Raw genomic sequence first — 19,438 nt, forward strand, 5'->3', positions numbered from 1 at the left:
CGAACGCTGCTGATCCCGAGGATCCAGATCAAGACGGGGCCGACTGCAACGTGCCGTCACCCCGGACCGGAGACAAGACAATGGAAAAGACAATGATTGCCGCCCGGCTGCATGCCCTGCATCAGCCGATGTCGTTGGACCGGATTCCGGTGCCGAAGCCGAGACCGACGGACGTGCTCGTCGAGGTCAGGGCCTGCGGCATCGTGCCGAACATGGCCAACGTCATCAACAATTGGCCGAGCTGGTTCCCGCACCAGCCGATACCGAAATTTCCTGCGATCTTCGGGCTCGACCCGGCCGGTGTGGTTGCAGAGGTTGGCGAGGCGGTCATCAACGTCAAGCCCGGAGACAGAGTATATGTCAGCCCGTTGCGCTCCTGCGGATCGTGCAAGGCTTGCAGATCGGGACATCGCAGCCACTGCAGGTACTTTACACTGAATGGCTATTTCAGCACGAGCCGGGACGGTCAGCGCATATTCGATCTCTATCCCTATGGGGGGTTCAGCCAATACATGACAGCACCCGAATATGCGCTGGTCAACCTGCCTGACAATTTGAGTTTCCTGCAGGCCGGCCGTTTTGGCTATCTCGGCACATCTTATGGCGCACTGAAAAACGCCAATGCCGGACCGGGGCAGGTGGCACTTATCGATGGCATTACCGGCACGCTTGGCGTGGCATCCACGGTGCTCGGTCTAGCAATGGGCTTGTCCCGAATCCTCGGAACAGGCCGAAACGAAGAACTGCTGCAGCGCGTTAAAGCGCTTGCGCCGGACCGCATCGAAATCATGTCGCTTGGAGAGAAATCGTCGAGCGAATGGGCGAAGTCCTTGACCGGCGGCGAGGGCGTCGATTTCGCCATCAGCGCGCTCGGGGCAAAGGCTCCTGCCGCCACCATGGTGGACTCCATGAAGGGGGTACGCAGGGGCGGTCGGGTCGTCAATGTTGGCGGCGTTGCCGAAGACCTGCCGATCGACGTGAAGTGGCTGATGGACGAGCAGATCCAGCTCATTGGGTCGAACTGGTTCACGGCTGCGCAGGGGCAGGAGATGGCCGAGATGGTCCGAACGGGAACGCTCGACCTCTCCTATCTCGAGCACAAGATCTTCCCGCTTGAAAGGGTCAACGAGGCAATTTCCGGCCTGACCGATCGCGACGGGGGCTTCAGCAATTACGTCGTCGTGCCACCATCCGTGGCCTAGTGGCGACGGTCTCTCGAAGGCGAGGGCGGCGCGCTGGTGCCGTCCTCACGTACATCAATGAGCGGCAATAAGGATCAGACAATGTTCGCAGAAAGAGATGTCGTCGTTCTCGTAGGAAGTTTGCGCAAGGCATCCATCAACTTAAAGCTTGCCAAGGTGCTGCAGGCAATCGCGCCGGCGGGGCTCCGGCTTGACATACTTCCGATCGGCGATTTGCCCCTTTACAACCAGGACCTCGACACCGAAACGCCGCCGTCGACCTGGGTGGCGTTTCGCGACAGGGTACACCGATCCGATGCGGTACTTTTCGTCACGCCGGAGTACAACCGTTCTCTGCCCGCCGCCCTCAAGAACGCGGTAGAGGTTGGTTCGCGACCGTACGGGAAAAGCGTGTGGGAAAACAAGCCGGGCGCCGTTACGGGCGCTTCACCAGGTCTGTTGGGCGGATCTGCCGCAGCGCTCCACCTCCGTCAGGTACTGGTCAACGTCAATGTCGCCGTGCTTCCCCAGCCCGAGGTTTACCTCAGCGGCGCCGACAAGCTTATCGATGAAGCCGGCTCCTTTTCCAACGACGGAACGAAGGCGTTCCTAGGAACCTTTCTGAGCGCCTTCGGGGCCTGGATCGAAAAGCTGGCCTAAGTGTGCACCGCAATGCTGGTGCCAACCACTAACGAAAGTAGCGCCCCTGGTTCCTTCAGGGGCTACAATTCTTAGCTAGCTCAAGAGAAGCGCGAACAAATTTGGAGCGCAATTGCGCTTTCTTACACCTACGACGCTCTCTAGAGCTCGGCGCGAACCACATGCTCAAGAGGAGATTTCGCACGTCGATGCTGGATGACCGGCACTTACTGGTTCTATCATCCAGTCGGGCTGCTCTCCATGAACCAGGCGTCAGCCACCTCTTCCAGCCGCATGACTGGATTTCGGATCAATGGGAGGGCGCACGCGCGGACGGATTCGCGCTGGTCGTCGCGGGTTATGTACTCGACCGGCGACTTTCCGTCGATCCTCGCCAGGAAGAGGCCTGGCAAAAGAGCGGCCGCGCGTGCCTCGATCGCGCCCCTCGACTCCCACGAGACCCCTCGCAGGTAAGCGGTACTGAGGGCGTCGAAGGCGGCGCGCAGTTCGGCAGCTTTCGCAGGAATTGCGATCCGCTTGAGGAGCAGATGGTTTAGGCAGAAGGCTAGATCGAAGGCCGGGTCGCCAAACCAGGCACATTCGGCATCAAGAAAGACCGGTCCTTCCGGTCCGACGAGAATGTTCTTTGGACTGACGTCGCCATGAACGAGTGCGAGCCTCGTCGCAGCCGTTCGGTCCGCCAGTCGGCGCAACTGCGGCTCGATCTCCGGGTGCGCGCGAGCCGTGGCAAGCAAATACGGTTCCAGCCGGAGCGCGTGGAAGTTGTCGCCGGAGTCGAAAAGGGCAGGGAGAGCCGGCTCCAGCGTGCTTGCAGCGTGTATCTGGGCCGTCGCCCGGCCGACGGCGGCCGCAGTGGCGATATCGACTTGCCCCATGAGGAGTTGCGCTTTCCAAAGTGGATGGTCGCCTGCAGAAAGGAAGGACATCGCGAAGACGCCTGAGAGCGGATCGTGCGCCAAGGGTGTGGGAGCGTAGTTCGGGAAGCGCTTTGCGACGAAGCTGATCCATCCCCATTCGAAGGAACTGCGCGAAACTGGCGCCTGCCAGTCGGCGGCTACCTTCAATTTTGGCAAGGCGCGCTTGATGCAAAGCGAGCGCCCCGGAAGGTCGACCCGATAGATGTCAGAGGACACTCCGCCCGTCAGGGGTCGGTAGTCGGCAGTTTCGGCCTCTGACCGCAACCGGTTCTCTATCAGGAACTCGTCGAATAGTTTGGCGTCGGTCAAGAGGTCCTCCGTTCGTCTGGACACCTGGAAGGCGGCTAGACCGCCGGTCGGTTCCGGGGCTGTTCCGGAAGCTGTCCGGAGAGTACGCGCACGACTTCCTCGGCGGCGCGACGGCGGAGCTCATTCAAGGAAGCGTCTGATGAAAAGGCAACGTGGGGCGTAATCATCGCGCCGGGATGAGCGAGGAGCCGTGACGGCACCTCGGGTTCGGATTCGAGGACGTCGAGCCCCACACCGCCCAGTTGGCCACTCTCCAGCGCTTCGATCACCGCCTGCGTGTCGACGACTGCGCCCCTGCTGACATTAATGAGAAGGCTGCCGTGGCGCATTCTGGAAAGCGCGTCTCGGCCGATGAGGTGGTGTGTGTCGGGCGTGAGCGGCGCATGCACCACGATGATGTCGCTACTGGTGAGCAGTTCATCCATCGGCAGCATACGGACGCCCGAAGTCCCACTCGCCGAAGCATAGGGATCATGGACAACCACGGTGCAGCCAAGGGCGGCCATCTTGGTCGCTGTTGCTCGTCCGATGCGGCCCAAGCCAATGATGCCGCAGGTCAGCTCAGATATTCGGCGCAAGCGCGCGCTTGCGGGATCCCAGCGGCCGCGGTGCACCTCGCGATCGAAGTGGATGAGGCCACGCGTCCAGCACAGGGCAAAGCCAACGGCGTGATCGGAAACCTCCGCCACGCAATAATCAGGGACGTTCGTGACCCAGATGCCGCGTGCCGTGGCGGCATCGACGGCGATGTTATCGAGCCCGACACCCAGTCGGGCGACAATCTTGAGATCCGGGGCCGCCTCGATGGCGGCCGTTGAAACTTGCGCCCAGCATGTCAGTATGCCCGAGGGGTGATGCTCTCTTGCAAGCGCCTCGATCTGTTCGGCAGAAGCAGGATTGGCCGGCCCGCTTATGAGCCGATAGCCTGCACCCTCAATCACCGCCCGCTCGATGCGGTCGTCCGGCCAGGCATAATCGGTGAGCAATACGGTTTGCGTCATTTCCTCCCCCGTCGTCTTCAGCATGTGTAGCAGTTGTGCTAACGTTAGCGCAATACCGATACTCGGTCAAGCAACTGTACGGACTTTGCGAACTTTTGCTTTACGGGGAAATACGAGATCTGAATGCGTTAGTGGCCCCATCTTCTGCGGGTGGAAGCCGTTGAAGTGCAGCCGTTTCATGCTATCGTTTGCCGCTGAGTCTACATGGGTGCGGGTTTTATGGTTACGATAAAAGATCTAGCGGCAGTCCTGAACGTGTCGCCCTCGACGATTGGGCGTGCGCTCGCCGGCGATAAGCGCATCAGCGACGAGATGAAGCTGAAGGTTCAGCAGGCGGCGGACGAGGCGGGCTACGTGGCAAATCGTGCGGCGCGCATGATGCGTGGCGTGTCGAGCAACCTCGTCGGCTTGATCGTTCCCGATATCCGAAACAGCTTCTACTCGACCATCGCGCATGCTCTCTCGCGTTGTCTGATATCGGCGAACTACCAATTGACGCTATGTGAAACAGACGACGACAGGATGCTAGAATTGCAACATATCCGCGAGCTGACGAGCGTCAACGTCGCAGGCATCATACTCGTCCCAAGCGCTAAGCCACATCCGGAGGCGGCTCGGCTCCTGAAACTGACACCGCACATTCAGCTTCTGCGCAAGCAGGCTTCGCTTGGGGAGCAGTGGTTCGGGATTGACGACTCCAAGGCGATATTCGAGGCGACGAGGCATGTTCTAGAACTGGGTCATCGACACATAGCCTATGTTGGCGGCACGGGAGACCTTCCAACCGGTATGGCGCGAATCCAGGGATTTCGCGACGCAATCGCGGCCATAGGGGTAGAGGTCGATCGGGTGGAAGAACTGGGGCCGCCATCATCGACGGAATTCGGTCGTGAGGCGGTCCGGCGCCTGCTCGAGAGGCCAAGGCGACCGACGGCGCTCGTCATCGGGACGGTGCAGAATACGCTTGGCGCCATAGATGAGCTCAATCGACTGGGTGTACAGGTGCCCTCGCAGCTTTCCGTCGTAGGCTTTGGCGACGAACTCGGCTATCGCTGGTGGGGACCGGGCCTGACGACGGTCCGGTTGCCTGTGTCGGAACTGGCGACGGCTTGCGGCCTATGGTTCCTGCACCAGCTACAGAACAAGAGTCAGAACAGCGCGCCTTACGGCTCCATCTCCCCACCCGACCTGATCGTCCGGAACAGTTCGGGTCCTCCTCCTGCCTAATGGCGAAAAGAAGGTAAGCCACTCAGCCGCTGTTCCGCAGACCGGCGGCAATTCCGTTGATCGTGAGATGCAGGTTTTGCTGCACTTCTGGGCTGCTGTCACCGCTGCGATGGCGCCTCAGCAAGTCCACCTGCAGGTGGTTCAGCGGGTCGAGGTAAGGAAAGCGATTGAGGATGGACCGTCGCAGCGAGGGATTTCGCTCCAGAAGTTCCTTGTGGCTGGTGATGTGCATAAGGTGGTCAACGGTGTCGTGCCATTCGCTTCGGATGCGAAAAAAAATGGCATCCCGAAGCGCCTCGTCCTCGACGAGACCGGCATAGCGCGAGGCGATGGCGATATTGCTCTTGGCTAGTACCATGTCCATGTTGGATAGGAGCGTTCGGAAGAAGGGCCACTCGGCATGCATCTCGCGCAGCATCGCGAGGCCCGAGCCTGGGTTGCGCTCGAGCCATATCTTGACTGCCGAGCCGAAGCCATACCAGCCGGGCAGCATGAGTCGACACTGGGACCAGCCGAAGACCCAAGGTATCGCGCGCAGATCCTCAATCCGACGTGAGGCCGTGCGTGAGGCGGGGCGGCTACCGATGTTAAGCTTTGCGATTTCGCCGATTACGGTCGATTCCCAGAAGAATTGCTCGAAACCTTCCGTGTCATAGACCAGACCACGATAAGCCGCGATCGCGAGCGCCGACAGATCTTCCATGGCCTCCAGATAGGCCGGCTTGGGTGGCGTGTGGCGACGGTGCAAGAGCGACGCCTCCAGCGTTGCCGCCACCAACAGTTCCAGGTTGCGTCGTCCGAGCTCGGGGTTGGAGTATTTCGCTGAGACGACTTCGCCTTGTTCGGTGACGCGAATGGCGCCGTCGACTGCGCCGGCGGGCTGCGCGAGGATGGCCTCGAAGCTCGGCCCGCCGCCCCGACCGACCGAGCCGCCACGTCCATGGAAGAGCCGCAGCGCTACTGCATGTTTGCGGAACAGGCCGATGAACGCCGTCTCGGCCTTGTATAGCTCCCACCCTGACGTCAGATAGCCACCATCCTTGTTACTGTCGGAATAACCCAGCATCACCTCCTGCACTCTGCCGCGCGCCGCAAGATAGCTGGCATATTCGGGCAGGATGAAAAGCGACTCCATGACGTTGCACGAGGCGCGCAGGTCGGCGATCGTCTCGAACAGCGGCACGATGTTGATCGCTGCTATGCCTTCCGTGGGCCGGTAGAGTCCCACCTCCTTCATGAGAAGCGCTACCTCCAGAACGTCCGTAGGAGCGCCGGCCTTCGAGATGACGTAGTTCGGAACCGCCAAGGGGCCAAACCGCTGGTGCGCTTCCGCAGCCGCCCGCAGCACCTCGAGTTCGCTCGTCGTCTCTTCCGAATAAGAAGCGAAGGGCGTAGTCAGCAGGCGGGGCGATCTCAATTCCTCACATAGCAGAGCCAGCCTCTCCTCCTCGGAGAGGTTGCGATAGTGTGTGCCGGGACGAGTACACTCGAACAGCTCGTCCACCACCCTTTCATGCACCTCGGAATTCTGGCGAAGGTCGATACCGGCAAGATGAAAGCCAAACACCTCCACCGCCCTTTCGAGATTTCGCAGGCGACCTCGCGCCAAGGGGGCCATGCCGTTCGCGATGAGGGACGCGCTGATAGTCTCCAGATCGTCAGTGAACTCTGAAGGGTTCGCGTAGGCAAGAGCTTGCCCCACGGGCGCGCGCGCGATGCCGTGATATCCCAGCTCGATTGCGCTTGCTGCCAAGCTTGCATAGACTCCCGATATTGCGCGACGGTAGGGCTCGCTTCCCCTGTGCGGCGACCTGTCAGGTGAGCGGTCGGCGAGAGCCCGCAACGTTGACGATACCGAGATGTAGCGGCTGTCCAGTGAGAGCTCCGCCCCGAGCTGGTGCAATTCCTCCAGGTAGTGAGCGAAGGCCCGCTGACTTTGAAGTCGCAAAGCTTCGCGCAATGTTGACGCATTGACGTAGGGATTGCCGTCGCGGTCTCCGCCAATCCAGCTTCCCATGCGCAAGAAGGATGGCAGCTTGGTAATATGTCCTTCATCCGGCTCTGAGAGCCGGTCCTCCAATAGGGCATAGAGACGGGGAATCTCCGGGAAGAGCGTACTGTCGTAATAGGAAAGCCCGTTCATCACTTCATCCACCACCTGCAGACGTTGCCCGCGCAGGCTATGGGTCTGCCACAGCGTCGCTATGGAACGCCGCAGATCGGCATCGCAGGCTTGGCGCTCCTCCGGGGTGAGTTGACAGCGATCGAGGCGTGCGAGGGTGTCCGAGATTCCGCTTTCCAGGTCAATGATGCTTTTGCGGCGCACTTCCGTCGGATGCGCCGTGAAGACCGGTGAGATCATCGCGCTCGCGAGAAATGCGCGGAGCCCCGACCGCCCGATGCCCTCCTTCTCGATCAGCCCGAGTGCCCGCTCCAATGAACCTTCACGGGGTGGGGCAAGTTGAATGGCGTGCAAGCGCGCTCGTCGAATATGGTGCAAATCCTCAGCAATGTTCGCCAACAGGGAAAATTGGCTGAAGGCACGGATGACCCGGCTGCAGACCCCGGGCGAGAGAGTTTCGCACAGGGTCATCAATTCTTCCCGAGCGGCGGTATCTTCGTGTCTATGGAAGCGAGTGGAGAGTTGGCGAACGCGTTCGACGACAGCGAACACATCGTCGCCTTCGAGCATGGCGATCGTTTCGCCGAGCAGCCGCCCGAGCAGTCTTATGTCGCTCAGGAGCGGCTCGTCCTTATGCTGGTTTTGTGTCACCAATTTCGGCCTTTGCAGGTGCTAACGTTAGCATAGCGTTGCACAGTGCCGTCATGCGGTCAAGGCTCGACACGAACCGGTCAAAAGATACCCTGAGGCCGGTAAGCCCCGGCGGGGGCGTGGTGGCGAGCACTCGGCGTATGTCGAGTGCTCCGCTACCCATACGAGGCAATTGTCACCAAACGCGCCTCACGTTTCACCAGGCGTCGGCCGATGGAGTGCGCTTTCATGCGATGATCGAATTGCTGGGCCGAAAAGTGGGCCTGGCTGACAAAGCCGCAGCGGTATACGAAAGTGACTTGGACTGGTTGGGGTAAAGACAAGGCTTCCGATATGTGCCCTTACGGATTATAGTCGAATGGTCCGACTTTCGGACGCAGGAAGCTGGCGCTTCCAAACAAGGGAGCCAAATGACCTCTCTTCCGATCTTCGAGGACGTCGATGAAGCTGTCGGTTTCCCCGCCGACGATTTGCTCGGTCAGTCACTGGGTGGGGAGATGGCTGTTCAGCGTATTCTTGAGGCGCTTCCCGAGCCGATCTATACGACGGACGCAAGCGGCCGGATAACCTTTTACAACAGTGCTGCAGTTGCGATGTGGGGCGTCCGTCCGGAGCTCGGCAAAAGCGAATTCTGCGGATCCTGGAAGCTATATTGGCCCGATGGCAGGCCGTTGCCGCACGACGAATGTCCGATGGCGATTGCATTGAAGGAAAAACGTGCCAATCGGGGCTTGGAAGCGGTGGCAGAGCGCCCCGATGGCACGCGCATTCCCTTCCTTGCTTTCCCGACGCCGCTGTTTGACGATGCGGGCAATCTTATCGGCGCCGTCAACATGCTCGTCGATCTTACCGATCGGGCAATCGCCGACGAGGCCGCGCAGCGGTACGCCGCCATCGTGGCATCCTCGGACGATGCGATCCTTGCCAAAGACCTGAATGGCACCATCATCAGCTGGAATCGCGGCGCTGAACGTCTATTCGGCTACACTGCAGCGGAGGCCGTCGGCAAGCCGGTCGCCATGCTGATCCCCTTGGAGCGGCACAATGAGGAGCCGGAGATCCTGAGCCGCATTCGCCGTGGTGAACGCATCGATCACTACGAGACCATCCGAAGACGCAAGGATGGCAGCCTGATTGAAATATCGCTTTGTGTTTCTCCGATCAGAAGCCGCGAGGGCAGGGTTATCGGCGCCTCGAAGATCGCCCGCGACATTACCGAGCGCAGGCGTGCCGAGGAACAGCAACATCTTCTCATCCGGGAAATGGATCACCGGGTCAAAAACCTGTTCACAGTCGCAAGCAGCGTTGTCTCCCTCAGCGCTCGGTCAGCAGACACCCCTTCCGAACTGGCCTCGGCCGTGCGAGACCGCCTGAATGCACTGGCGCGGGCACATGCGTTGACCATCCCCAGGACCTCTGAAGTGGTCGGTCGAACCGAGCAGGCAACAACCCTTCATAGGCTGATCGGAACGATCCTGGCGCCTTATGACAGCGATTTGGCCGGTCATCAGCCGCGGGCCAGCGTGGTCGGCGCAGATATCCAGATCGGCGGCTCGGCGGTGACCAGTTTCGCCTTGTTGCTGCATGAGTTCGCCACCAACGCGGCCAAATATGGAGCCTTGTCCGTTCCCGAAGGTGCGATTGACATTTCCTGCCATGAGGACGGGGAGCATTTTGTCCTGACATGGACCGAACGCGGCGGACCGCCAGTCGACCGAAGCGGCGATGGCGAAGGATTCGGCACTCTTCTCGGCAAGGCAACGGTCCGAAACCAGTTGGGTGGGGACATCGTCCGTGATTGGAAACCCGAGGGTCTGTCAATCCGTCTGTCGGTAATGCGGGATCGGCTCTGCCCACTGTAGAACGAGTGCTGTTGTGCGGCAACGGAAGAAGAGATTGAATTTGGCCCAGAGAAAGCTGGCAGCGCCGAGCCGAGGAGTGCACAGCATATCGGGGTCAATGTCCGGGCTGATTGACAAAAGCTGGACAACGTCGCTCGGGCGGCCTGGTGGGAGGGGAAAGACCCGATTTCACGTGGCAGTCCGTTTCGGCCCCGGGAAGGCCAATCCGTCCAACAGCTTGCGTGCGGTGCGCACAGTGCCGGCCCCACGAATCGAGCCGTCATCGGCAAGATCGAGAAAGATCTCCATCGAGCCGGTCGGATGCTCGATCTGATAGCGGCCATCGTCCGGGGCCAGGGCAAGCAACTGAGCCGGACTTCCCGCAAGCCGGGTTGCGGTGGCGATTGTGACTGCGGCCAGCACGCCGACCGAGGCATGGACCCGATGCGGTATGAAGCTTCGAGTCGAGATCGCTCCGCCCTGTGTCGGCGCCGAGACCAGTGTCATCTTCGGAACCGACGCTTCCTTGACGTCGCCGAGATTCATCATCGGGCCGGCAGTGAGGCGGATCGCTTCGAGGCGGGTCTTGAGATCGGCATTCGCCTCAAGCGCCTCGCGGCTTTCCCGGCCGGTCAGACCGAAGTCCACGGCGCGCATGATCACGCAGGGCATGCCATTGTCGATCAGCGTTGCTTCGACGCCCTCGATCATGTCGACGGCATTTCCCGTTGGCAGGAGGGTGCCGCACATTGAACCGGCGATGTTGACGAAGAGCAGCGGGACCGCGGCATGTGCGCCCGGCACGCCGGCGATCCCGGTCGAACCGGCATAGCTGACGCGACCGTTGGGCGTCTGCACCCGGGCGACCGCCACTTCGCCGGTGTTCAACATATGGATGCGGACTTCGGTTTCCTCGCCGTCCGGCCTGACGAGGCCCCGTTCTATCGCCGCCGGACCGACGCCTGCGAGAATGTTACCGCAACCTTGGGCGTCGCTGACCAGAGCCTGGTCGACGAAGACCTGCAGGAAGAGGTAGTCGACATCGGCATGCTCGCAGCTCGATGGCGAGAGGATGGCGACCTTGGAGGTCAGCGGATCGGCGCCGCCGAGGCCGTCGATCTGTCGCGGATCAGGCGAGCCCATGATGCGCAACAAGAGATCGTCCCGCTCACTTGGGTCCGCCGGCAGGTCGCTCTTCAGGAAATACGCGCCCTTCGAGGTTCCGCCACGCATCCAGAGGCAGGGGATACCGTCCTCAGACATATTTCAGCCCCTTGGCGGCAAGCGCCGGACGCATATCGTAGATATCGAGGCCGAGCTCGCCCGCGGCGAGCCGCTTGCGCTTTGCCTCTTCGTTCGCCAGCCTTTTTTCGGCGGCGGCCAGTACCGCCACCGCCTCGGCCTGTCTGACGACGCACACGCCATCGTCATCGGCGACGATTACGTCACCCGCCTCTATATAGGCACCGGCGCAGACGACCGGCACGTTGACCGAACCGACGGTTTCCTTGACCGTGCCTTGTGCCGAAACCGCCTTGGACCAGACGGGAAAGCGCATGGCCGTCAGGTCCCGAACGTCGCGCACACCGGCGTCTATGATCAGCCCGCGGCAGCCGCGGGCCATGGCGGATGTTGCCAGCAGGTCGCCGAAATAGCCGTTGTCGCAGGGTGAGGTCGGGGCAAGGACGAGGATGTCCCCCTCCTTCAACTGTTCGATGGCAACATGCACCATCCAGTTGTCGCCGGGAGGCGCCGAGATTGTCACGGCGGAGCCTGCGATCTGGGCGCCGGTATAGATCGGTCGCATATTGCTCGCAAGCATGCCCCTGCGCCCTTGCGCTTCGTGCACTGTGGCAACGCCGGCCGCGGCAAGTCCGTCGATAACAGCCTGTGGGGCGCGGGTAATCGTCTGCACCACGACAGCCATGGTTCAGTGTCCTTTCTTGTCCAGCGGCGGCGTGCCGTGCGTATGGAAAGTTTCGATGGTTTTCAGGCCCCAGGCCTGTCCTTTCTTCCGGTCGGCGTCTGTCCAGACGACGGGCTGCCAATCGGGTGCAAGAATGAGGCGTGCGCCGGAATTGGCGAGTTCGACGCGGTTGCCGGCCGGTTCCCAGACATAGAGGAAGAAGGTGCCCTGAATCGCGTGCTTGTGAGGGCCCGTCTCTATGTGCACGCCATTTTCGAGAAAGATATCGGCCGCTCGGAGAATTTCTTCTCGCGAGTCCGTCGCATAGGTAACGTGATGGAGACGCGCATGGCCTGCGCCATGTTCTTCTGTGCAGGCAAGGTCGTAGGTCTTGTTGTTGACCGTAAACCAGCAACCGCCGAGTCGGCCGTTGTCGAGTTCAATCATCTCCGTGACACGCGAACCGAGGCATGTCTGCATGAAAGCGCGGAATTCGGAGACGTCGTGCGCCAGAAGGTTGAGGTGATCGAGCCGGCGGGGGTGGCATCCCCGCGCGTGATAACGCTGCGCCATGTTCTTCAGCGCCGGTCTTTCGTTGTCGGGCGGGCTGTAGCGCACGGTGTCCCAATAGATTTCGAAGACGTGGCCGAACGGGTCCTCGAAGCGGAAGGCCCGGCCGTGACCGAGGTCGCCATCGATCCATCCCAGGACCTTGTATTCGCTCGCCTCTATCACCGCGACCCGCCGCATCAGCGCTGCTTGTGAGGAGGCCCGGTAGGCCACGTGTCCGATGCCCGTGGTGTGATGGCGCGTGAGCTTCAGCGTGTGAAATTCGTAGTCATCCCAAGCGCGCAGGTAGGCCGAATTCTCGTCCTGGCCCGCAAGGCTGAGGCCATAGACGCGCAGGAAGAAATCCAGGCTCTCGTCGAACCTGTCGGTGAACATCTCAACATGCGCCAGATGCGCGATATCAAAACAGGGTTCCAATTCATTCTCCTCCCACAAGCCTTAGAGCTCATCGACCGTGCGCGGGAATACCGACTGGAAGCCTTCCGCATATTTGGCAGCGCGTCCACCCGATTGCCCGCCGGAATTGCGCTGGAAATGGTTGGCCCGGTTTTGCGCCACGCGCGTGTAGAAATCCCACAGATGCTCCTGTCCTTCCATGCATTCGATCGCGGCGCGCTTCTTTTCCCACACCGAAGTGACGTCGAGGAAGACGTCGGGCTTCCAGCCCATCTGTTCGGTCTGGTGGGGTTCGAAAAGGTAGAGCTGCGGCGCGCCCAGAACCGCCTGGCCGGGATTGTGGCCCCAGGCTTGCGCTATCATCCGCGCCTCCAGCGCGACCTGCGTGGCGTACATATGGTCGGTGTTGTAGGGATCGTATTGTGAGTGGCTCAGCATGAAGGACGGCTGAACCCCGCGGATGACGTCGACGAGGCGGTATTTGTCCTCGTCCGTGAGGCGCAGTGGATAGTCTCCGAGATCGAAGGAGATGAGATTGTGGACCCCGAGCGCCTTTGCGGCCTTTTCCGATTCAGACCGCCGTGCCGCCTTGACGCGGTCGAGCGTCATTTCGGGCTGCTTCCAGAGTTTGGCGGATTCGCCGCGCTCGCCGAATGAAAGGCATACGACGGTCACGTCATACCCCATTTCCGCATGCAGCGCGACCGCACCGCCGCAACGCCAGACGAAATCGGCGGCGTGGGCGCTGATGACAAGGGCGGTCTTGTTTTGTGGCATGGATGCCTCCTTCCGTGAATGCCACCGATCTCGCTCGCAATCCGGTCGTTTGCCAATTCGGATTTCAGGTCGAAGCGATAAGTTTTGGCTATGGCGACTGTTTTTGTGCGGTCCGATTTGCCAGAATTGGAAGGAAGCACGAAGACCCAGGAGCTCTGGCCTCCGGGAGGACCTTGAGGAGGAAACGGTGTCGAAAATCGCGATGTTGGGATTTGGCGAAGCCGCTCGGGCGATCGTCGCAGGATGGCACGCATCGAACCAGGGGACGGTCTCGGTGATCTCGACCTTCGATGTCAAATATGACGACGTTGCTCAACGTCCTGATATCGTCGAGGTCTGCCGCGATCTACGTGTGCAATGCGCTGAGACTGTTGGCGAGGCTCTGGCTGGCAGTGATGCAATCTTCAGCCTTGTGACTGCGGACCGCGCGCTGGACGCTGCCAAGAGCGCCGGCGAGTTCATTCGCGCCGGCGCGCTCTATTTCGATTGCAACTCTTGCGCTCCCTCGACGAAGAAGGCCGCCTCGGCCGCGATCAACAATGCCGGCAGCCGATATGTGGATGTTGCAGTCATGGCGCCTATCCACCCCGCGCGCCATCGCACTCTGATGTTGCTGGCCGGTACGGCGGCCGAGGAGGCGCATCGCCTCCTTGCAACGCTCGGCATGAACACCAAGGTCGTAGGGCCCGAGATCGGGCAGGCTTCGGCGATCAAGATGCTGCGCTCCGTGATGATCAAGGGCATGGAGGCGCTGACAGCCGAATGTATGTTGGCCGCCCGTCGCGCAGGGGTAGAGGAGGCCGTCGTCGCATCGCTTCAGGCTTCCGATCCGGGGTTCGATTGGAGGGCGCGTTCAGCCTATAATCTGGAAAGGATGATAGTGCACGGGGCTCGCCGTGCAGCGGAGATGCAGGAAGTCGCAAACACCCTTTGCGACTTCGGGCTCCCCGACCGGATGACACGCGCGGCAGTCGAGTGGCAAAGACAGATAGCCGACCTTTCCCTGTCTGCATCCGAGGGTTCACTTGCGTGGCGCGCGGATCGTATTCTCGAGCGACTGAAACCGTGATTTCCCCTTCAGCTCAATTCACCGTGAAAACATCGCAGCACAGCCTGCGTCACCTGCGCGTGTTCCTCTGCGTGGTTGACACGGGCTCCGTCACCAGGGCGGCCGAGTTTTGCTTCGTCTCACAGCCGGCCGTGACCCAGGCGCTGTCCAAGTTGGAGCGCACGGCGGGGTTGCCGCTCTTTACCCGAACGCCCCAGGGGCTTTTTCCCAACAATGCGGGAGAGGTTCTCGCGCGGCGTCTACGCAGGGCCTTTGCTTTTTTGGATGCCGCGCTGGGCGAATTATCACCACGACTGCGAGTGACCGCGACCACGGCGCAGCTCAATGCCCTGATCGCCGTCCGCGAGGCGGAGAACTTCACCCTTGCAGCGCGGCGGCTCGGCCTTGCCCAGCCGACCGTGCATCGTGCCGTGAGCCAGCTCGAACACGAGGCGGCCCGCCCGCTTTTCGAGCGGACATCCTACGGGATCGTCGCGACCCGCGCCGCCCAGGCGCTTGCCCAGGCCGCGAGGCTTGCCTTCGTGGAACTCGCCCAGGCCGATGCGGATCTCGCCGAGCTTAAGTCGGAGGAGGCCGGCCGCATTGTCGTCGGGGCGATGCCTCTCTCGCGGTCGTACGTCCTGCCCAAGGCCATAGCCAGTTTCCGCAAACTGCGCCCGAACCTGCCCATCCAGATTCTCGAAGGTCCTTACGCCGATCTTCTCGCCGGGCTGCGGCGCGGCGAGATCGACTTCCTGATCGGTGCGCTTCGCGATCCGGTGCCGATCGGCGATGTCGAGCAGCGTGCGCTGTTTTCCGATACTCTGGTGATTGTCGCGGGCCAGCGCCATCCGCTGAGAGGGAAAGCGAATCTTGCGCTCGAAGAGCTTGCGGCCTATCCCTGGGTCGTCGCGCAGAAGGAAACCCCCATTCGCCGCCACTTCGACGCCCTGTTCGCGCCCCTTAATGACCGGGCGCCGAAGAGTATCGTGGAGTCAGGTTCGCTTATACTCATGCGCGAGCTTCTGGATACCAGCGACCATCTCGGCTGTATCTCGCATCTACAGGCAGAGGCAGAGATCGCCCGCGGCCTGATGCACGCGCTGCCGGTCGATCTTGGGCACACATCGCGCCCGATCGGCCTCACGCTTCGTCAGAACTGGCTGCCGACAATCGCACAGCAGCAGTTCCTGGATCTGATCGCCAGCCGCGGCTGAGAACCCACCCCTATAGTTTTTTCTTATGATCGCCCGGCGATTTTGAAATGGGAAAGCGCGTCGCTTCCAGTCATCTCTAGCTTACCCCGGCAAAGCGCCAAACCGCGGCTTCTGCGGAAGAAACGGGGCAAGAGCGCGGCGATCCTGGAGGGGTGCGGTGCAGGGTAGGGAGGAAAGATGCTGACCCTTTTGTTCGACGGTATGGCCTACGGCATGTTGCTGTTCATACTTTCATGCGGCCTTGCGGTGACGCTGGGATTGATGAACTTCATCAATCTCGCCCACGGCGCCTTCGCCATGGCAGGCGGCTATGTCACGGTCATCCTGACAAACCGTTGGGGCATGCCCTTCCTGCTGACGCTGCCAGTTGCCTTCCTCTTCACTGCCGCGGTCGGTGTCCTGCTCGAGAGGATGTTTTACCGCCGCATGTACGACAAGAGCCATCTGGATCAGGTTCTTTTCTCGATAGGTATCGTTTTCGTAGCGGTCGCCGGGATCGACTATGTCATGGGGTCACAGCAACAGATCCTCAACTTGCCCGAATTCCTGCGCGGCCGCGTCAGCCTGCTCGGGGTCGGTATCGGCATCTATCGGGCCTTCCTTGTTGTCGTGTGCGGCATCCTCGCCATCGCCTTGCAATTGGTGCTTGCTCGCACCCGCTTCGGAAGCCGGCTTCGCGCCTCGGTGGATGACGCCCGCGTCGCCCGCGGCGTGGGCATTCGGGTTAACACCATCTTTGCCGTTACCTTCGCCGTTGGATCGGGCTTGGCCGGCCTCGGCGGCGCGCTCGGCGCCGAAATCCTCGGCCTTGACCCGACTTTCCCGCTGAAATTCATGGTCTATTTCCTGATCGTCGTCTCGGTCGGCGGTACGTCGAGTATGTACGGCCCCCTGTGTGCATCCATCCTGCTCGGCATCGCAGACGTGCTCGGCAAATATTATGTTCCAACCCTCGGCGGGTTCGTCATCTATATCGTCCTTGTGGCAGTTCTGGTGTTGCGGCCGCAGGGTCTGTTCGCGAGGGCCCAGTGATGCTGCACTCTGACGTCGCAAACTCGATCCTGCGGCAACGGGTTTCAGGCATCCTGAAAAAACCAGCTCGCTGGACGGTTTTGGAAATCGCCTTCTGGGTGATGGCTGTCATCGCTTGGTTCCTCCTTCCCGATCAACACCTCATTCTCACAGAGATCGCTGGCTTCGCCATTCTGGCACTCTCCCTCGATCTGATCCTCGGCTATGCAGGCATCGTTTCCCTGGGGCAGGCCGCCATGTACGGTGTCGGTGCCTATGCCAGTGGCCTTTTCTCGATCTATGTTACCGGCGAGCCCCTCTCAGGTCTTCTCGTCGGCGCCCTTTCCGGCGCGCTCGTGGCCTTCCTCACGAGTTTTCTCCTGCTCAGAGGCGGTGACCTGACGCGGCTCATGGTGACGCTCGGCGTGGCGGCGGTCTTTGCGGAGATTGCCAACCAGCTGACCTGGCTGACGGGCGGCGCGGATGGCCTGCAGGGTATTACCATCGATCCGCTCTTTGGCGTCTTCGAGTTCGACATCTTCGGCCACACCGCCTGCGCCTACAGCCTTGCCGTCCTGTTTATCCTCGTTCTTCTGGCCCGGCTCGTCGTCTCCTCTCCCTTCGGCTATTCGCTGAAGGCGGTCCGCGACAATCCTCTTCGCGCCTCCGCGGTCGGCATTCCCGTCAATCCGCGACTGGTGGCGATGTATGTATTGGGCGGCGCCTACGCGGGCATCGCAGGAGCGCTGTTCACGCAGACGCAGCAGTTCATTTCGCTCGATGCGCTGTCCTTCCAGAAATCCGCCGATGGGCTGATGGTCCTTGTCATCGGAGGCACCGGCTATCTCTACGGCGGTATCATCGGCGCTCTGGTCTACGAACTGATCCAGGACGCGCTGTCATCGATCACCCCGCAATACTGGCAGTTCTGGGTCGGCATCCTGCTCATCGCCTTTGTCCTGATCGGGCGCGAGAAGCCTCGCAATCTTGTCACCGGGCTGTCCGCGCGCGTCGCGGAATTGGCCGGCCGTGCGTCCCGCAGCCAGACATCAAAAGGGAGGGCGCCGTGACAGTCGCCGTACTTGAAACAAGACACCTGAACAGGAAGTTCGGTGCGCTGCAGGCCACGACCGATGTCAGCTTCCGCCTCGAACGCGGTGCCCGCCACGCCCTGATCGGACCGAACGGAGCAGGAAAAACGACTTTCATCAACCTGCTCACCGGTGTGCTCAAACCTTCGAGCGGCGAAATTTTCATGAATGGCGAGGATATCTCGTCACTCAAGCGGGAACGACGGGTGCAGCGGGGCCTCGTGCGTACATTCCAGATCAACCAGCTGTTCGGCCAGCTGAGCGTGGTGGAGAGCCTCGCCCTGGTGATCGCCGAGCGTCGCGGGCACGGCAGAAACTGGTTTCGCTTTGCCGGATCGCTGCCAGGCGTCGAGGCAGAAATCGCCGGCCTCGTCCACGACTTCGGCCTCGACACGGTGCTCGACCAGCCCTGTTCTGGCTTGCCCTATGGCAAGCAGCGACTCCTCGAGATCGCACTGGCGATCGCCTGCAAACCGAAGGTGCTCCTGCTCGACGAGCCCGCGGCCGGCGTGCCCGAGGCGGACCGCCATGAAGTCCTGACGCGACTGGCGGCGCTTCCGACCGATGTGTCGATCCTGCTCATCGAGCACGACATGGATCTCGTCTTCAACTTCGCCACCTGCATCTCAGTGCTGGTCGCCGGTGCGCTCTTCGCGGAGGGCTCCGTCGAGCATATTTCGCGCGACCCCCGGGTAAAGGACGTCTATCTCGGAGGCGCGCATCATGGGTGAACTCCTGACGCTGGAAGGCCTTTCGGCCGGCTACAGCAAAGCTGTCGTGCTGCATCATGTCAGCCTGTCGGTCGCCGAGGGTGAGGTCGTTGCCCTGCTCGGGCGCAATGGAGTCGGCAAGACGACGACCCTGAACAGCATCGTCGGGCTGACGCGCTATCATGGGGGTCGCGTCATCCTTCGGGGGCAGGATATTGCCCGCTTGCCGCCGGAGCGGCGCGTCGAGGCCGGCATCGGCTGGGTGCCGCAGGAGCGCGGCATCTTCCGCTCGCTGACGGTGGAGGAGAACATCACGGCGGTCGCTCGGACGGGCCGGTGGACGCTCGAGGCCGTCTACGATCTCTTCCCGCGGCTCAAGGAGCGGTGCGCCAACTATGGCAACCAGCTCTCAGGCGGCGAGCAGCAAATGCTTTCCATCGCCCGCGCTTTGGTTCTCAATCCCAAGGTCCTGTTGCTGGACGAGCCTACCGAAGGGCTTGCGCCGATCATCGTGGAGGAAGTGCTCGCTGCGATCCGGCGCATCGTCCGCGACGAGGGCATGGCGGCCATCATTGTCGAACAGCACGCCCAGCAGGTTCTTTCGATCACGGACAAGGCGATCATTCTCGAGCGCGGCTCGGTCGCCTATTCCGGCGACAGCGCCGCTCTCGCCGACGACAGCGCTACCCTCGGCAAGTTCCTAGGCGTCGGAGCGGCAACGGCCGCGGCACCTGCGGCAGTCGAACAGAGGCACTGACACAAAGGCCCGCCCGCCGCTCGCGACTTGGCTGGTGGACCGCAGG

The 19,438-nt window shown here is 61.4% G+C and carries 17 protein-coding genes; 10 read left to right on the forward strand and 7 right to left on the reverse strand.

Translation table 11 applies throughout. The features are described 5' to 3' along the window. Positions 1–80 precede the first annotated feature (80 nt). Together WI754_RS23865 and WI754_RS23870 are read left to right on the forward strand one after the other, a co-directional pair. Positions 81–1,202: an alcohol dehydrogenase catalytic domain-containing protein gene (locus WI754_RS23865; RefSeq protein ID WP_341487762.1), complete on the forward strand. Its 1,122-nt coding sequence runs from the start codon at positions 81–83 to the stop codon at positions 1,200–1,202. Positions 1,203–1,283: 81 nt separating this feature from the next. Continuing rightward, a complete protein-coding gene (locus WI754_RS23870) occupies positions 1,284–1,841 on the forward strand; it encodes an NAD(P)H-dependent oxidoreductase (protein ID WP_341487763.1) in 558 nt (185 codons plus the stop codon). A gap of 218 nt (positions 1,842–2,059) precedes the next feature. On the opposite strand, the gene WI754_RS23875 is transcribed toward WI754_RS23870, so the two are convergent. Together WI754_RS23875 and WI754_RS23880 are read right to left on the reverse strand one after the other, a co-directional pair. Then, on the reverse strand, positions 2,060–3,067 hold the full coding sequence (locus WI754_RS23875; protein ID WP_341487764.1) for an aminoglycoside phosphotransferase family protein: 1,008 nt from the start codon (positions 3,065–3,067) through the stop codon (positions 2,060–2,062). A gap of 35 nt (positions 3,068–3,102) precedes the next feature. Continuing rightward, positions 3,103–4,068, reverse strand: coding sequence for a C-terminal binding protein (locus tag WI754_RS23880; protein ID WP_341487765.1), 966 nt, complete (start codon positions 4,066–4,068; stop codon positions 3,103–3,105). 219 nt (positions 4,069–4,287) lie between these two features. Here WI754_RS23880 and WI754_RS23885 point away from each other — a divergent pair, with 219 nt between their 5' ends. Further along, positions 4,288–5,295, forward strand: coding sequence for a LacI family DNA-binding transcriptional regulator (locus tag WI754_RS23885; protein WP_341487766.1), 1,008 nt, complete (start codon positions 4,288–4,290; stop codon positions 5,293–5,295). Between the two features lie 22 nt (positions 5,296–5,317). On the opposite strand, the gene ppc is transcribed toward WI754_RS23885, so the two are convergent. Next, a complete protein-coding gene (gene ppc, locus WI754_RS23890; protein ID WP_341487767.1) occupies positions 5,318–8,068 on the reverse strand; it encodes a phosphoenolpyruvate carboxylase in 2,751 nt (916 codons plus the stop codon). Positions 8,069–8,478: 410 nt separating this feature from the next. On the opposite strand from ppc, the gene WI754_RS23895 reads away from it, so the two are divergent. Then, positions 8,479–9,930, forward strand: a complete 1,452-nt coding sequence (locus tag WI754_RS23895; RefSeq protein WP_341487768.1) for a PAS domain S-box protein — start codon at positions 8,479–8,481, stop codon at positions 9,928–9,930. Positions 9,931–10,098: 168 nt separating this feature from the next. Here WI754_RS23895 and WI754_RS23900 read toward each other — a convergent pair whose 3' ends face one another. Genes WI754_RS23900 through WI754_RS23915 form a run of 4 tightly spaced genes read right to left on the reverse strand, consistent with a single transcriptional unit; the run spans position 10,099 to position 13,558 of the window. Then, positions 10,099–11,172 (reverse strand): 4-oxalomesaconate tautomerase, encoded by a 1,074-nt coding sequence (locus WI754_RS23900; RefSeq protein WP_341487769.1) that lies wholly within the window; start codon positions 11,170–11,172, stop codon positions 10,099–10,101. After that, positions 11,165–11,836, reverse strand: a complete 672-nt coding sequence (locus tag WI754_RS23905) for a 4-carboxy-4-hydroxy-2-oxoadipate aldolase/oxaloacetate decarboxylase (RefSeq protein ID WP_341487770.1) — start codon at positions 11,834–11,836, stop codon at positions 11,165–11,167. The genes WI754_RS23900 and WI754_RS23905 overlap by 8 nt, the downstream gene beginning before the upstream one ends. 3 nt (positions 11,837–11,839) lie before the next feature. Continuing rightward, a complete protein-coding gene (locus tag WI754_RS23910) occupies positions 11,840–12,802 on the reverse strand; it encodes a VOC family protein (RefSeq protein ID WP_341487771.1) in 963 nt (320 codons plus the stop codon). A 21-nt stretch (positions 12,803–12,823) separates the two neighbouring features. Next, positions 12,824–13,558, reverse strand: a complete 735-nt coding sequence (locus WI754_RS23915) for a PIG-L deacetylase family protein (protein ID WP_341487772.1) — start codon at positions 13,556–13,558, stop codon at positions 12,824–12,826. A 187-nt stretch (positions 13,559–13,745) separates the two neighbouring features. Between WI754_RS23915 and WI754_RS23920 the strand changes: the two genes are divergently transcribed. From WI754_RS23920 to WI754_RS23945, 6 genes are all read left to right on the forward strand, one after another. Next, on the forward strand, positions 13,746–14,627 hold the full coding sequence (locus WI754_RS23920; RefSeq protein WP_341487773.1) for a DUF1932 domain-containing protein: 882 nt from the start codon (positions 13,746–13,748) through the stop codon (positions 14,625–14,627). Beyond that, the gene (locus WI754_RS23925; RefSeq protein ID WP_349438065.1) at positions 14,627–15,823 is read left to right on the forward strand and encodes a LysR family transcriptional regulator; all 1,197 of its coding nucleotides are present in this window, start codon (positions 14,627–14,629) and stop codon (positions 15,821–15,823) included. Before WI754_RS23920 ends, WI754_RS23925 begins: the two co-directional genes overlap by 1 nt. A gap of 177 nt (positions 15,824–16,000) precedes the next feature. Next, complete coding sequence (locus tag WI754_RS23930) at positions 16,001–16,855, forward strand: branched-chain amino acid ABC transporter permease (protein WP_341487775.1); 855 nt, start codon at positions 16,001–16,003, stop codon at positions 16,853–16,855. Then, positions 16,855–17,904 (forward strand): branched-chain amino acid ABC transporter permease, encoded by a 1,050-nt coding sequence (locus WI754_RS23935; protein ID WP_341487776.1) that lies wholly within the window; start codon positions 16,855–16,857, stop codon positions 17,902–17,904. The genes WI754_RS23930 and WI754_RS23935 overlap by 1 nt, the downstream gene beginning before the upstream one ends. Further along, positions 17,901–18,656, forward strand: a complete 756-nt coding sequence (locus WI754_RS23940; protein ID WP_341487777.1) for an ABC transporter ATP-binding protein — start codon at positions 17,901–17,903, stop codon at positions 18,654–18,656. Before WI754_RS23935 ends, WI754_RS23940 begins: the two co-directional genes overlap by 4 nt. Next, complete coding sequence (locus WI754_RS23945) at positions 18,649–19,392, forward strand: ABC transporter ATP-binding protein (protein ID WP_341487778.1); 744 nt, start codon at positions 18,649–18,651, stop codon at positions 19,390–19,392. The genes WI754_RS23940 and WI754_RS23945 overlap by 8 nt, the downstream gene beginning before the upstream one ends. Positions 19,393–19,438 lie beyond the last annotated feature (46 nt).

Source organism: Pararhizobium sp. A13 (genome assembly GCF_040126305.1).
Classification (GTDB): domain Bacteria; phylum Pseudomonadota; class Alphaproteobacteria; order Rhizobiales; family Rhizobiaceae; genus Pararhizobium.

Coding starts and splice junctions, on each gene's coding strand:
- WI754_RS23900 (WP_341487769.1), bottom strand. CDS start 11,172: ATGTCTGAGGACGGTATCCCCTGCCTCTGGATGCGTGGCGGAACCTCG.
- WI754_RS23945 (WP_341487778.1), top strand. CDS start 18,649: ATGGGTGAACTCCTGACGCTGGAAGGCCTTTCGGCCGGCTACAGCAAA.
- WI754_RS23915 (WP_341487772.1), bottom strand. CDS start 13,558: ATGCCACAAAACAAGACCGCCCTTGTCATCAGCGCCCACGCCGCCGAT.
- WI754_RS23895 (WP_341487768.1), top strand. CDS start 8,479: ATGACCTCTCTTCCGATCTTCGAGGACGTCGATGAAGCTGTCGGTTTC.
- WI754_RS23865 (WP_341487762.1), top strand. CDS start 81: ATGGAAAAGACAATGATTGCCGCCCGGCTGCATGCCCTGCATCAGCCG.
- WI754_RS23935 (WP_341487776.1), top strand. CDS start 16,855: ATGCTGCACTCTGACGTCGCAAACTCGATCCTGCGGCAACGGGTTTCA.
- WI754_RS23870 (WP_341487763.1), top strand. CDS start 1,284: ATGTTCGCAGAAAGAGATGTCGTCGTTCTCGTAGGAAGTTTGCGCAAG.
- WI754_RS23885 (WP_341487766.1), top strand. CDS start 4,288: ATGGTTACGATAAAAGATCTAGCGGCAGTCCTGAACGTGTCGCCCTCG.
- WI754_RS23880 (WP_341487765.1), bottom strand. CDS start 4,068: ATGACGCAAACCGTATTGCTCACCGATTATGCCTGGCCGGACGACCGC.
- WI754_RS23905 (WP_341487770.1), bottom strand. CDS start 11,836: ATGGCTGTCGTGGTGCAGACGATTACCCGCGCCCCACAGGCTGTTATC.
- WI754_RS23930 (WP_341487775.1), top strand. CDS start 16,001: ATGCTGACCCTTTTGTTCGACGGTATGGCCTACGGCATGTTGCTGTTC.